Source organism: Rhodoferax ferrireducens T118 (genome assembly GCF_000013605.1).
In the GTDB taxonomy this organism is placed as follows: Bacteria; Pseudomonadota; Gammaproteobacteria; order Burkholderiales; family Burkholderiaceae_C; genus Rhodoferax; species Rhodoferax ferrireducens.
Genome location: NC_007908.1, coordinates 165,949 through 179,261 on the forward strand (window position 1 = coordinate 165,949; position 13,313 = coordinate 179,261).

The 13,313-nt window shown below is 59.6% G+C and carries 15 protein-coding genes and 1 pseudogene; 15 read left to right on the forward strand and 1 reads right to left on the reverse strand.

Going from position 1 to position 13,313, the window contains the following annotated elements; translation table 11 throughout:
* The first annotated feature begins 21 nt into the window (after positions 1–21).
* The 6 genes from RFER_RS00840 (at position 22) to RFER_RS00865 (ending at position 8,891) form a co-directional block, all read left to right on the forward strand.
* A complete protein-coding gene (locus RFER_RS00840; protein WP_011462498.1) occupies positions 22–1,245 on the forward strand; it encodes a M20 family metallopeptidase in 1,224 nt (407 codons plus the stop codon).
* A 138-nt stretch (positions 1,246–1,383) separates the two neighbouring features.
* On the forward strand, positions 1,384–2,022 hold the full coding sequence (locus tag RFER_RS00845) for an MBL fold metallo-hydrolase (protein WP_011462499.1): 639 nt from the start codon (positions 1,384–1,386) through the stop codon (positions 2,020–2,022).
* A gap of 111 nt (positions 2,023–2,133) precedes the next feature.
* Entirely contained in the window at positions 2,134–3,450 is a 1,317-nt protein-coding gene (locus tag RFER_RS00850; protein WP_011462500.1) for an enoyl ACP reductase FabMG family protein, read from the forward strand.
* Positions 3,451–3,896: 446 nt separating this feature from the next.
* Positions 3,897–4,973 carry an HlyD family secretion protein gene (locus RFER_RS00855; RefSeq protein ID WP_041789972.1) on the forward strand — a complete coding sequence of 359 codons (1,077 nt, stop codon included), beginning with the start codon at positions 3,897–3,899 and terminating at the stop codon, positions 4,971–4,973.
* Positions 4,970–7,762 (forward strand): ribosome-associated ATPase/putative transporter RbbA, encoded by a 2,793-nt coding sequence (gene rbbA, locus RFER_RS00860; protein ID WP_011462502.1) that lies wholly within the window; start codon positions 4,970–4,972, stop codon positions 7,760–7,762. Before RFER_RS00855 ends, rbbA begins: the two co-directional genes overlap by 4 nt.
* 1 nt (position 7,763) lies before the next feature.
* Complete coding sequence (locus tag RFER_RS00865; RefSeq protein ID WP_011462503.1) at positions 7,764–8,891, forward strand: ABC transporter permease; 1,128 nt, start codon at positions 7,764–7,766, stop codon at positions 8,889–8,891.
* Between the two features lie 27 nt (positions 8,892–8,918).
* Here the strand turns inward: RFER_RS00865 and RFER_RS23815 are convergent, their stop codons facing one another.
* Positions 8,919–9,089, reverse strand: a complete 171-nt coding sequence (locus tag RFER_RS23815) for a hypothetical protein (protein WP_166485619.1) — start codon at positions 9,087–9,089, stop codon at positions 8,919–8,921.
* Between RFER_RS23815 and RFER_RS00870 the strand changes: the two genes are divergently transcribed.
* The 9 genes and pseudogenes from RFER_RS00870 (at position 9,076) to RFER_RS00905 (ending at position 13,294) form a co-directional block, all read left to right on the forward strand.
* A complete protein-coding gene (locus tag RFER_RS00870) occupies positions 9,076–9,597 on the forward strand; it encodes a hypothetical protein (protein ID WP_041789974.1) in 522 nt (173 codons plus the stop codon). The genes RFER_RS23815 and RFER_RS00870 overlap by 14 nt on opposite strands.
* 153 nt (positions 9,598–9,750) lie before the next feature.
* Complete coding sequence (locus RFER_RS00875; RefSeq protein ID WP_011462505.1) at positions 9,751–10,107, forward strand: GerW family sporulation protein; 357 nt, start codon at positions 9,751–9,753, stop codon at positions 10,105–10,107.
* Positions 10,108–10,128: 21 nt separating this feature from the next.
* Positions 10,129–10,728, forward strand: coding sequence for a DUF2953 domain-containing protein (locus RFER_RS00880; RefSeq protein ID WP_166485620.1), 600 nt, complete (start codon positions 10,129–10,131; stop codon positions 10,726–10,728).
* A 22-nt stretch (positions 10,729–10,750) separates the two neighbouring features.
* On the forward strand, positions 10,751–11,002 hold the full coding sequence (locus tag RFER_RS00885) for a hypothetical protein (protein WP_166485621.1): 252 nt from the start codon (positions 10,751–10,753) through the stop codon (positions 11,000–11,002).
* Positions 11,003–11,034: 32 nt separating this feature from the next.
* Positions 11,035–11,145: pseudogene (locus tag RFER_RS24785) on the forward strand (tautomerase family protein); the annotation flags it as partial.
* Between the two features lie 306 nt (positions 11,146–11,451).
* The gene (locus RFER_RS00890) at positions 11,452–11,970 is read left to right on the forward strand and encodes an AAA family ATPase (RefSeq protein WP_011462508.1); all 519 of its coding nucleotides are present in this window, start codon (positions 11,452–11,454) and stop codon (positions 11,968–11,970) included.
* The gene (locus tag RFER_RS00895; protein WP_011462509.1) at positions 11,963–12,439 is read left to right on the forward strand and encodes a MarR family winged helix-turn-helix transcriptional regulator; all 477 of its coding nucleotides are present in this window, start codon (positions 11,963–11,965) and stop codon (positions 12,437–12,439) included. Before RFER_RS00890 ends, RFER_RS00895 begins: the two co-directional genes overlap by 8 nt.
* Before the next feature lie 229 nt (positions 12,440–12,668).
* On the forward strand, positions 12,669–12,962 hold the full coding sequence (locus RFER_RS00900; protein ID WP_011462510.1) for a type II toxin-antitoxin system HicA family toxin: 294 nt from the start codon (positions 12,669–12,671) through the stop codon (positions 12,960–12,962).
* Complete coding sequence (locus tag RFER_RS00905; RefSeq protein WP_011462511.1) at positions 12,959–13,294, forward strand: type II toxin-antitoxin system HicB family antitoxin; 336 nt, start codon at positions 12,959–12,961, stop codon at positions 13,292–13,294. The genes RFER_RS00900 and RFER_RS00905 overlap by 4 nt, the downstream gene beginning before the upstream one ends.
* The last annotated feature ends 19 nt before the right edge of the window (positions 13,295–13,313 follow it).

Sequence of the window (13,313 nt, forward strand, 5' to 3'; positions counted from 1 at the left end):
TTGCTTTTGACTGGAACACCCATGAACCACCACGAACAACTCGACGCCTGGATTGACACGCACTTTGACGAGCAGGTGAAGTTCCTGCAGCAACTCATTCAGGTTCCCACCGATACCCCTCCAGGCAACAACACACCACACGCCGAGCGCGCTGCCGACTTGCTGGACGCCATGGGACTGACAACCGAGCGCCACGCCGTTCCCCACGAGTTGGTCAAGGCCGCCGGTCTGCAAACCATTACCAATCTGGTCGTGCGCCGCCAATACGGCGTAGGTCGCACCATTGCGCTCAACGCCCACGGCGATGTAGTGCCTCCCGGTGAAGGCTGGGTGCACGGCCCCTACGGGGGTGAGATTGAAAACGGAAAAATTTACGGCCGCGCGGCGGCGGTGAGCAAGTGCGACTTCTCCACTTACGCCTTTGCCGTGCGTGCGCTGGAATCGCTGGGCATTGCCCTGCATGGCAATGTGGAGCTGCTGTTTACCTACGACGAAGAGTTTGGTGGTGAAGTGGGCCCGGCCTGGTTGCTGCAAAACAAGCTCACAAAGCCCGACCTGATGATTGCCGCGGGTTTCAGCTACCAAGTGGTGACTGCACACAACGGTTGCCTCCAAATGCAAGTCACGGTACACGGCAAGATGGCGCACGCGGCCATTCCCGAAACCGGCATTGACGCGCTGCAAGGTGCCAACAAGATCCTGACCGCGCTGTATGCGCAAAACACGCTGTATGAGCAGATCACTTCAAACGTGGCAGGTATCAAGCACCCCTACCTGAACGTCGGCAGCATTGAAGGCGGCACGAACACCAATGTGGTGCCCGCACGTGTGACTCTCAAGCTCGACCGCCGCATGATCCCCGAGGAAACCCCGGCAGAAGTGGAAGCCAATATTCGCCAGGTAATTGCCGATGCCGCAGCGCTAACCCCAGGCATTACCGTGGAGGTAAAGCGCATTCTGCTGGCCAATGCATTGAAGCCGCTGCCGGGAAACAAGCCGCTGGTGCAAGTCCTGCAAAAGCATGCCAGCGAGGTGTTTGGCGAAACCATCCCCGTGCTGGGCACGCCGCTCTATACCGATGTGCGGATCTTCTGCGAGGCTGGCATTCCCGGCGTCATTTATGGCGCCGGCCCGCGCACGGTGCTGGAATCCAACGCCAAGCGTGCCGATGAAAACCTCGATTTGCAGGACCTGCGCCGCGCCACCAAGGTCATCGCACGCAGCCTGCTGGATTTGCTGAGCTAAGCGCTTGAAGACCCCTCTTATGAGAAATGATCGACCCCTCCACTCCCAAACGCAGCCAAAATACCGCAGACCAGGATGCCTGTGATGTTTTAATTGCGAATCTGCCTTCTTGTTTCGATTGGCTGACAATCCTTGCCTATGCTGCGCTATCTGACCGTCCCCGTGACGCCCTATCAACAAAACTGCTCGCTGCTGTGGTGCGACCAGACGATGAAGACCGCCGTACTTGATCCCGGTGGGGATCTGGAACGGGTGTTGGCACAAGTCGCGCGCGCAGGCCTGGTTCTTGACCAGATCTGGCTGACGCATGGGCACATCGACCATGCAGGAGGAGCCGCGGAGCTGGCGCTCAGGTTTGGCCTGCCCATCATCGGGCCGCATCAAGCGGATCAGTTCTTGATCGATGGCTTGGCGCTACAGGGAAAAATGTTCGGCTTTGCGCATGTTCAGACTTTCACGCCAACTCGTTGGCTCAACGATGGTGATACGGTCAAGCTGGGTCATAGCACCCTGACGGTGCGGCATTGTCCGGGCCACACGCCGGGGCATGTGGTGTTCTATTCGAGTGAAGCCAATCGCGCCTTTGTCGGGGATGTATTGTTTGCGGGCTCGATCGGCCGTACGGACTTGCCCCAAGGCGACCATGACACCCTGATCGCCAGTATCACGCAGCGTCTGTGGCCCATGGGTAATGACACTGTATTTGTTCCAGGCCATGGACCCGAGAGCACCTTCGGGATTGAGCGGCGCAGCAACCCCTACGTGCGGGACACATAAGCCTGCGTTCCTCCTTTTGGCAAGGGAATTTCAACGTCGAGTTGGCAGAGGGAGCCGTCGTTCAGCTTCGCGTTGCCAAGTCACACCTTTGTCTAAAGAGATAATGCCCACATGAAAAATCGTACCTCTTTGCATCAACTTCCTCAGCAAAATATCTTTCACAAGGATGATGTGTTCGTGCTGTTCGGCGAACTTTTTGGACGTGGTTACGCTAACGGCCTCGTCAATGAAGCGCGCAAGGCGGGAATGCAGATCGTCGGCATCACGGTTGGACGGCGCGACGCAGACAATGTGCTGCGCCCCCTCAACGATCAGGAACTCGCGGCTGCAGAGGCCGGACTGGGCGGAAAAATCATCAACGTTCCCTTGATGGCCGGCTTCGATCTCGATGCACCGGCGGGCGAGCCTACGCCGACCGATCTGCTCGGCAGCATGACGCTCAAGACCTGGATGGACGACAAGCTCGACTGGGCGCATATCGAAAAATGCCGGGAAGTCGGCATCAGGCGTTTCAGGGATTCGGTGGCCGAAGTGATGACCCTTCTTAATGGCATGGTCCCTGATGGTCGCAATGTCTTTTTTGCCCACACGATGGCGGGTGGCATTCCCAAGGCCAAGGTGTTCCTGGCCATTGCCAATCGCGTCTACAAAGGGCGCGGGGACCGCTTCATGTCGTCCCAGGTCCTGCTGGAGAGCGATCTGGGCAAGCTGATTCTGAAGAACTTCGATGAAGTGTCGGCCAACACCTTCCAGCACCTCATTGACGCAAGTCAGACGATCCGCGCGCGGGTAGAAACTTCGGGCGGCCAGGTTCGCTACTCGGCCTATGGTTACCACGGGACGGAAGTCCTCATCGACGATTCTTACGAGTGGCAGACCTACACCAACTACACCCAGGGTCGGGCCAAGATGCGACTTGAGTGCATTGCGCAGGCGGCGTGGAGCCACAACATCAAGGCAACGGTCTACAACTGCCCGGAAATCCGAACCAACTCATCCGATATCTTCGCCGGCGTCGAGCTGCCACTGATCTTGCTCCTCAACGCGCTGAAGAAAGAAGGGGGCGGTGCCTGGGCCGAAGCGCAGTGGCAGGCCTGCCGTGAACTCCTGCTTGAGGGGGTCACGCTGGAAGATGTTTTGCAGAAGGTTGCGGATTTTCAGGGCAGTGAAGTGATGCAGGGCTTCCGTGACTTTGCCGCCTGGCCCATGCCCAATAGCCCGGCCCAGGCTGACTTGACAATCGGCACATCCGACGAAATTCTGAAGATGCACAAAGACAACAAAGCCCTGATCACCGATCTGCTGAGCAGCTTCGTGATCGAAGCCACCGGACCCCTGATTTTCCGCGAGTCTTCTGCGCCTGCTGGTCCGGTGTTGTGGCTCAATCATGACATCATTGCCCGGCAACTGAATCAGCTTCACGCCTGAGATCGCTGCACCCGCCGCGCTCGACCAAGTCGTTCGCGAGAGTACAGGTGAAGGTCAGGTCTACAGACAGACCCGGTCCTTCAAGCGGCCGGATCATTTCTCGGTCAAGACATCGACAAGGTCTTGCTTCATTTCTTTCTACGTTCAAAGTCTCAACGCCTCCCGGCACCAATTGTTGAACCATGGCGTGCGAATCCTTCCAGGGTCGTATCCAAGATCAGCGGCACTCGCGTCTCTGCCATCAGTCTTGCACGCGCACGTGATGCTCCACGCGGACTTTGATTTTTGACAGCTTGGCGGGACATTCGTGGGAGGATAATTTTCATGGGCCTGAAATCTCGGGCCGGCCGAGGAGTCGTTAACAAAAAGGCGGGTTCAAACGCCTACCGTGAGCTGAACACGAGAAGTCAGCGCAATGACCGAGCTTAAGGTGCTGATCCTGAGGTATGCCAATGAAAACGAATTTGAAGACCGCCATCACTTCCGCCTTGTTGCTGGCTGCGGCAGCGGCGGCCCTGCTGGGATGGGGCCCCTGGCGTGAACAGGGTTTGGGGGAGGGTTTTGTCAGCGGCAACGGGCGCATCGAAGCCACCGAGATCGCAATCGCCACCAAGCTGGCCGGACGCGTGGAAAGAATCCTGGTGGCCGAGGGGGAATTTGTCAAAGCCGGTCAGCCCCTCGCCCAGATGCAGATTGAGAGCCTGCAGGCCCAGCGCGAAGAGGCACTGGCCCGACTGCAGCAGGCGCAACAAGCCGTCAGCGGTGCCGAAGTTCAGGTGGCCCAGCAAGAGGCCAATTACCAGGCGACGCTGGCTGTGGTGGCCCAGCGTGAAAGCGACCTCGACACCGCGCAGCGCCGACTGCCGCGCTCGGAAAAACTGGCTCAGGAAGGCTTCTTTTCCAGCCAACTCCTGGACGATGACCGTGCCAAAGTGCGCAGTTTGCAGGCCAGCGTATCAGCTGCCAAGTCGCAAGCCAAAGCAGCGCAGGTCGGCATCTCTGCGGCACGCAACCAGATCTCTGGCGCGCAAGCCAATGTGCGGGCACTTGAGGCCACGCTGGCCCGTATTGACGTGGAACTGGCCGACAGTGAGCTCAAGTCGCCGCGAGACGGTCGCGTGCAGTTCCTGGTGGCACAACCCGGCGAGGTGCTGGGCGGCGGCGGGCGTGTGCTGAATCTGGTTGACCTGTCCGATGTTTACATGACTTTTTTCTTGCCTGAAACCGTGGCTGGACGTGTCGCCCTGGGCAGCGATGTGCGTATTGTGTTGGACGCGGCTCCGCAATTTGTGATTCCGGCCAAAGTGTCTTTTGTGGCCAGTACCGCCCAATTCACACCCAAGACGGTGGAAACCGCCAGCGAGCGGCAAAAGCTCATGTTCCGGGTGCGGGCGCAGATCGATCCGGGCTTGCTGCAACGGCATCTGGAGCAAGTCAAGACCGGTTTGCCCGGGGTGGCGTGGCTCAAGCTTGACTCCAAGGCTCAGTGGCCATCCCACCTGACCGTCAAAGCTGAACCGTGACTCTGGCGCCAGCGTCTCCCCCGGTGGCACGCCTTCAGGGGGTGACCCTGCGCTATAAAAAGAACACAGCGCTGAATGACGTAACGCTGGATATTCCCGCCGGATGCATGGTGGGCCTGATCGGCCCGGACGGTGTCGGCAAATCGAGCCTGTTGGCGCTGGTGGCAGGCGCCCGTGCGGTTCAGCTAGGACGTGTCGAGGTACTGGGGGGCGACATGGCGAGGCGCCTGCACAGGCAAGCGGTGTGTCCGAACATCGCCTTCATGCCGCAGGGCCTGGGCAAGAACCTTTACCCCACGCTGTCGGTGGAAGAAAACCTGCAATTTTTTGCGCGCCTGTTCGGTCACGATGTCAGTGAGCGGCGGCGCCGTATTGATGGACTCACACGCAGTACCGGACTGCACCCATTTCTGGCGCGACCGGTGGGCAAACTCTCCGGCGGCATGAAGCAAAAGCTGGGGCTGTGCTGCGCACTGATTCACGACCCGGACCTGCTGATCCTGGACGAACCGACGACCGGTGTTGATCCACTCGCCCGCGCCCAGTTCTGGGAACTGATTACACGCATCCGCGGCCAGCACCCCGGCATGAGTGTGGTGGTGGCCACGGCTTACATGGAAGAGGCACAGCGCTTTGATTGGCTGGTGGCCATGGACGATGGCCGCGTGCTGGACACCGGTACGCCGACCGAACTGCTGGCACGCACCGGGCACAGCACGTTGGAGTCAGCCTTCATCGCCATGCTGCCAGAGGAAAAGCGGCGCGGTCATCAGCGCGTGGAGATCGTACCCTTGACGCTGGACGACCAAGCTGAAGTCGCGATAGAAGCGCGGGATTTGACCATGCGTTTCGGCGACTTCGTGGCCGTGGACCATGTGAGTTTTCGCATCCAGCGCGGCGAGATTTTCGGCTTCATCGGCTCCAACGGATGCGGCAAGTCCACCACCATGAAGATGCTGACCGGCCTGCTGCCCGCCAGCGAGGGCCAGGCCTGGCTGTTCGGCAAGCTGGTGGACTCACGCGACATGGCCACGCGCAGCCGCGTGGGTTACATGTCGCAGTCGTTCTCGCTCTATGGCGAGCTGACCGTGCAACAGAACCTGGCGCTGCACGCGCGTTTGTTCCACGTGCCCGATGCCGACTTGCTGAGCAGGGTCGCTGAATCGCTTGCACGCTTCGGGCTGCGGGAGGTGCAGGACGCGTTGCCGGAGCAATTGCCCTTGGGCATGCGCCAGCGCTTGTCCCTGGCCGTGGCCACGGTGCACAAGCCCGAGCTGCTGATTCTGGACGAGCCGACCTCGGGTGTGGACCCGATTGCGCGTGACAACTTTTGGCGCCTGATGATCGAGCTGGCCCGTCGCGACAAGGTGACCATCTTCATTTCGACCCACTTCATGAATGAGGCTGAGCGCTGCGACCGGATCTCGCTGATGCATGCCGGGCAGGTGTTGGAGAGCGCGTCGCCAGCACAGATCATGGCCAAGCGTGGCGCAGCCACGTTGGAAGATGCCTTTATTGGCTATTTAAAGGATGCGGACGGGGATGCCGTTGATGACACGACGGGTGCGCCACTGAGCACCGAGACACCGGCCGTTGTGCCTGCGCCAGACCCTGTGGGTGCAGCGCTTGGGCAGACCCCAGCCAAAGGGCTTGCGGCCAGGCTGCGCCGCAGTCTGGCACGTATTTACAGCTACCAATGGCGCGAATCGCTCGAATTACAACGCGACCCCGTGCGCGGCGCGCTCGCCTTGCTCGGTTCGCTGTTGCTGATGTTCGTGATGGGCTACGGCATCAGCATGGATGTGGGGAACCTGCGTTTTGCGGTGCTGGACCGCGATCAGACCACGCTGAGTCGCGATTACACCCTGAACCTGGCCGGCTCACGCTATTTCGTTGAACGCCCGCCCATCACCGACTATGCGGAGCTGGACCGGCGCATGCGCAGCGGCGAGCTGTCCCTGGCGCTGGAGATTCCGCCGGGGTTTGCACGCGACGTGGCGCGCGGCCAGTCGGTGCAGATCGGTGCCTGGATTGACGGCGCCATGCCGCAGCGCGCCGAAACGGTGATCGGCTACGCCCAGGGCATGCACCAGCAGTGGTACGCACAACAGGTTCGCGATCAGACCGGCATCACACCATCAAGCCTGATCAGCGTGGAGACACGCTACCGCTACAACCCGGACGTGCGCAGCTTGCCCGCCATGGTGCCGGCCGTGATCCCGCTGTTGTTGCTGATGTTGCCCGCCATGCTGACCGCGCTGGCGGTGGTGCGCGAGAAGGAGTTGGGCTCCATCATCAACCTGTACGTCACACCCGTCACCCGCACTGAATTCCTGATTGGCAAGCAACTGCCCTATTTGATGTTGGCGATGTTCAATTACGGCCTCATGTGCCTGGCGGCTGTCACGGTGTTTGGCGTGCCCATGACCGGCAGCTTTGCCACCCTGACGCTGGCGGCGCTGATCTTCAGCGTGTGCTCGACCGGCATGGGGCTGCTGGCCTCCACCGTCACGCGCAGCCAGATTGCGGCGATGTTTTTCGCCATGGTGGGCACCATGCTCCCGGCCGTGCAGTTTGCCGGCCTGATCAATCCGGTTTCGTCCCTGGAGGGCAGCGGGCGCTGGATTGGCGAAATCTACCCTGCCAGCCACATGCTCACCATCAGCCGGGGGGTGTTCAGCAAGGCACTGGGCTTTGCCGACCTGCAGGCCTCGTTCTGGCCCATGCTGGTCGCCGTGCCGGTGATCATGGGCCTGGCCATCGTTTTGCTCAAGAAGCAGGAGGCTTGAGATGCGGCACCATCTGGCCAACATCTACCGCTTGGGTATCAAGGAACTGTGGAGCCTGTGGCGCGATCCGATGATGCTGTTTCTCATCGTTTACACCTTCACGGTGGCCATCTACACGGCAGGCACGGCCATGCCGGAGACCATGCACCGCGCGCCGATTGCGGTGGTGGACGAAGACGACTCGGTCCTGTCCGCACGCATCACGGCAGCGTTTTATCCGCCGCAATTTACCCCGCCAACGCGCATCACATTGTCCGAGGTTGATCCGGGTCTGGACTCGGGCCGCTATACCTTTGTGCTCAACATACCGCCCAACTTCCAGCGTGACGTGCTGGGGGGCCACGCGCCGCAACTGCAACTCAACATTGACGCCACGCGCATGAGCCAGGCATTTGCGGGCAACGGCGCCATCCAGCAGATCGTGATGGGCGAAGTCAACGAATTCGTGCAGGGCTACCGGGGCACGACCCCGATGCCGGTCGAGCTGGCTACGCGTGCACGCTTCAATCCGGCGCTGCAGCCATCCTGGTTTGGCTCCCTGATGGAAGTGATCAACAACATCACCATGCTGTCCATCATCCTGACCGGTGCCGCGCTGATCCGCGAGCGCGAGCACGGCACCGTCGAGCATTTGCTGGTGATGCCGGTGACACCCCTTGAGATCATGCTGGCCAAGGTGTGGTCCATGGCCCTGGTGGTGTTGCTGGCCGCGGTGGTGTCACTCACTGTGGTGATTCAGGGTGTGCTGAAGGTGCCCATTGAGGGTTCGATCGCGCTGTTCCTGATCGGGGCCACCTTGCACCTGTTTGCGACCACGTCCATGGGCATCTTCATGGCCACGTTGGCGCGCAGTATGCCGCAGTTTGGCCTGCTGATGATGCTGACCATGATGCCGCTGCAAATGCTGTCGGGGGGCATGACCCCGCGCGAGAGCATGCCGGTGTGGGTGCAGCAGGTGATGTCGCTGGCGCCCACAACGCACTTTACCGAGCTGAGTCAGGCCATTCTCTACCGGGGCGCAGGGCTGGCTGTGGTGTGGACTTCATTTGCAGCGCTGCTTCTGATCGGCTCAGCGTTGTTTGCGCTGTCCCTGGCGCGCTTTCGCAAGACGATTTCGCAGATGGCCTGAAGCCATCGCAGACTGCGCAAGCACCCGTCAGCAGCAAGCATTGATTTTTGGCAAGGCAATGGCGAAGCCTGCTTGCCACAATCCCACGCAGTACACGCAGAATAGGCTGTGCAGTACGCCGGATTCGCGGCGCAGTTTCACGGCCGCGAGAAACGCAAAGGTGATGACAATGGCAAGGCTTTTAATGTTGGCGCTCAAGCCGCCCTTCGAGCGCGTGGCGGCCAGACACCGCGGGCTCCTTTACGGCGCTGCCTTCGTGTCGGCCCTGTTGCTGGCCGGCTGTGCCGTGGAAGTGGAGAACAGGCAGGCGGCCCAGGAGGTCGCCCGGCTCTCCAAGCCACCGGGCTCTGTCTATATCGGCTGGCGCGTCTTCCAGGGCCGGTGCGCGCTCTGCCATGGCTTTGTGGCGACCGGTACCGCGGGCGCTCCCGATCTGTTGCCCATCGTTCGTGAAATGGGCGCGCACCAATTCGTGAGCCTCGTGCTCAAGCGCTATGACTGGAATCTTCCGGCGGCGCAGGCCGGCAGCGAGGGCGCTGCGCGGGAAGCCTTGGTCGAAGATATCGTGCAGCGCAAGGAGCAATACATGCTCACGATGCCGGCATGGCAAGGCGAACCCGTCGCGAGCGCCCATATCATGGATCTCTATGCCTATCTCTCGGCGCGCGCCCAGGGCACGCAGGGCCCGGGTCGTCCGGCGCAGTAGGTCCGCGCCGCACGCCTTCTTGGCCAGATTTGATTAAACGCAAGCATGTGGACTGCGTTTCCCTCTTCAATGCGGTGATTGGTCCCATCGCGCATGCTGGCGCATGTCGCCTGCGCGTGTGACCCGTCAACGCATTACCCGTAGGAGGACATCATGGCGGATATCGACAATCTGTTTGGCAAGGCGATCAGTGAAATTGAGCGCATGCTCAACACCAAGACCGTCGTCGGCGAACCGATCACCGTGGAAGGCAACACACTCATCCCGCTGATCAGCGTTGGGTTTGGCTTCGGCGTTGGCGCCGGCGAAGGAACGGACCCCAAGAAGGGCGGTGGCACCGGCACCGGCGGTGGCGCGGCTGGCGGTGGCGGCGTCAAACCGGTCGCACTGATCATCATCAACAAGGACGGCGTGCGGGTTGAACCCGTGAAGGGCGGTGCCGCCTCGCTGCTGGACAAGATCGCGGACGTCGCTGGCAAATTCGCACCGAACAAGCCGACCGCCGCGTAGGCGCTACCTGCGATGGGCGCGGTGCCGGTCATCCTCGCCATCATTGTCGGGCTGCCGCTACTGTTGCTTGCCCTGCCCATTGACCTTGCGTTTCGGGTTGAAGGCATCGAGACCTTCAATGGGCAAATCGCGATCCGCTGGATGTTCGGCTTGGTGCGTTTTCGCGTTCGGATTCCCGGCGTCAACAAGTCATCACGGGCGCCGAAAGTCGCGCCGCAAGCCACCAAGGTGCGAGTGAAACCCGACAAACGAAGCGGCCGTCCTAACGTTCTTGCCGTGCTCCGGCAAGCGGCGTTTCGCCGCCGGGTCTACCGCCTGGCCACCGACCTTGTCCGTGCCGCCCATCTGCACCGACTTCATCTGCGCATGCGGCTGGGTCTGGGCGATCCGGCAGACACCGGTCGTCTGTGGGCGCTTGTGGGGCCACTGAATGCAGTGGCGCAGAACCTGCGCAACGCGGACGTGCAGATTGAGGCGGAGTACCTGGACCCGGTGTTCGAGTTCCAGGCTCGCGGCCGCTTGTTGCTGGTTCCACTGCAATTCCTGATCCTGGCCATCGGCTTCGCACTGTCGCCGGCGTCGATCCGGGCCTGGCGCACCCTGAAGGGCCGCCATGCTTGAGCGCACCCGCCACACCGAGACCGTGCGCGCGGGTACACCCGTCACCCATGGGGCTGTGATGCTGCTGCCCATCGAGCGTGTTGTGTTGCACTCGGGTCGAGGGGATGACAGGGGCAGCACGCGCGTGTGGTTCTCGGCCATCAAGGAGCCGTACGCGCTGATCGTGCGAGATGCGGGCGGCCTGTGGGCCATCGACACGGACGCCGCGGCGGTCTCGCTCGAAGCGCTTCGCCAGAGAGTCCCGGAACTCGACACCGTGCTGGCGGCCATGTGAGTTTCTCGGGTTTGAGGCGTCGTGACCGACCACTGGTCGAAGCCACTGGCACCCCCATGGTCAACATGCGCGTCTGGATTCACGACGTGCCCAAGGAAAGCTGGGGCATTGCTGGCGTTAGCGCGGAAAACCTTGGGCGTTGATTTTATTAAGGTAAATCTGGCTGTAGCCCCCGTCTTATCTGCATGAGTAGCTATTAAAAATGAAGTGACTGGCGATGGTGCCGATACCTCCAAGGAGGTGGCATCGAGCTGTCGCTTGGCCTGTTCGCGCTATTGCTTCGGGCGGGGCTCAAATGCCGCTGGCCAACGCGAAAATGGTCGGCATGGCAACTTCAAGGGCTGCTTGGGAGCGGGATGGGGACCCGCATTGCAGCGGGAGCTGCCGTTCACCGTCAATCATAAAGATGATATATACTTGATTACACAAGTATTATTCAACTTAATGAAATGACAAATTCCCAAACCGTTCATCTAATCTATGGCGCAACCGCCGCCGGGAAATCTACCTACGCGAAGGCCCTTGCTACTGAAAAAAACGCTGTTCGTTTTGCTATCGATGATTGGATGCATTCCTTGTACGGTCAAGATAAGCCCGAAGCGATGAGCATGGAGTGGGTTATGTCGCGCGTGGCTCGATGTCAGTCGAGAATTTGGACCACCTGCTTGCAAATTCTCGCCACAGGAACAGATGTGGTGCTGGAGTTAGGTCTGCTGCGGGAACAAGTCCGCGATCGTATGCAGGCCATGGTCGAAGAGGCTGGTCATCAAGCCTCGTTCAGTTTCGTCGATGCAGACCTTCAGGTTCGCAAGCAGCGCGTACTGCACAGAAATATGGAAAAAGGGGACACCTATTCTTTCAACGTAACGCCAGCCATGTTCGATGCCATGGAGAGGTATTTCGAGCGCCCATCGCAAGCAGAACTAGGTCGGTCACTCGTTATCGCCGAGGACATCAAACATGGGTAAGCCAACAAACGTCAAATTCACAACCAAGAATTCAAGTGAAAGTCTTGAATTTTGCTTGCGACTGACACGCGCCTATGCGACTCTGACACGCCGACTGGACAATGCGCTTTCCAACTTGCATGGACTGAGCTTTAGCGATTTCATGATTTTGTATTACCTCGACCGCGCACCGGATTCCAGACTGCGGCGAATTGACTTGGCGGAGCGTTTAGGTGTTACGGCGTCGGGTGTTACGCGAAGTCTATTGCCCATGGAAAAACTGGGGTTGGTATCACGACAACCTGACCCCAGAGATGCCAGGGTTGGTTATGCGTCATTGACGGATGCTGGTCAGCAACTTCTGAAATATGCGCTGGCGTCCATTGAACCAATCGCCAAAGAAGCAATTCAGAAGGTGCCTGCGGAGCAAATTGGCCCGTTCTTGTTGGTGCTGGGTGAGCTTGCTGGCATCAATCTCTCGAACAATTAGTGCCAATATTTCCGCAAAACTGAATGACAGCAATGTGTCTTAAACGGGCCTAGAAAAGCTGAATTCATTTTCCGTTTTTGAGGCCTTTAGCATCGCTTGACGAGAAATTTTCTCAGGCGCGACATCCATTGGGCAAGGGCCTTCACGCAATGTGAATGCACCAGGTACCGAAAGAGGTGCAAGACATGAGGGAGGGCATGAAGCATCCCTCTGCCTTTATCATGGTTTCATGCTTGCACTTTCTAAAGATAATGCTATCATCTTGCCGATGAACAGCAAGCACCGCAAAACCCTTGAAGCCCTACTGGCTGATCCCGTCAACGGCAATATCGAATGGGCACGTATTGAAGCGTTGCTGGTCGCGCTGGGGTGCCGCGTGATTGAAGGGCCGGGTTCAGCCGTGACGTTTGAACACAATGGCCGCAGAGCCAATTTTCACCGCCCGCACCCCGCAAAAGAGGCATTGAGGTATCGCGTCAAGGCGGCACGGGAATTCATAGAAAAAATTGGAGCGTCAACATGAACAAAATGACCTACAAGGGCTATACGGCTCAAATGGAGTTTGATACGGAAGACAAAATCATTGTGGGCCGTGTGATCGACATTGACGACATCATCACGTTTCATGGTGCATCGGTGGTTGAGTTTGAGAAGGCGATGCAAACGGCCATCGATGGCTACCTTTTCGCTTGTGAGCAACTGGGCCAAAGCGCAGAAAAGCCCGCCAGTGGTCGCTTGATGCTGCGCATTGACCCTGCCGTTCATGCGGCCGCAGCCAAAGCCAGCGCACGCAGCGGCCAAAGCCTGAACAAGTGGGCTGAAAAAGCTTTAAACCAGGCCGCGCACGCGGGATAGGCCTCGTCGACGATGGCTG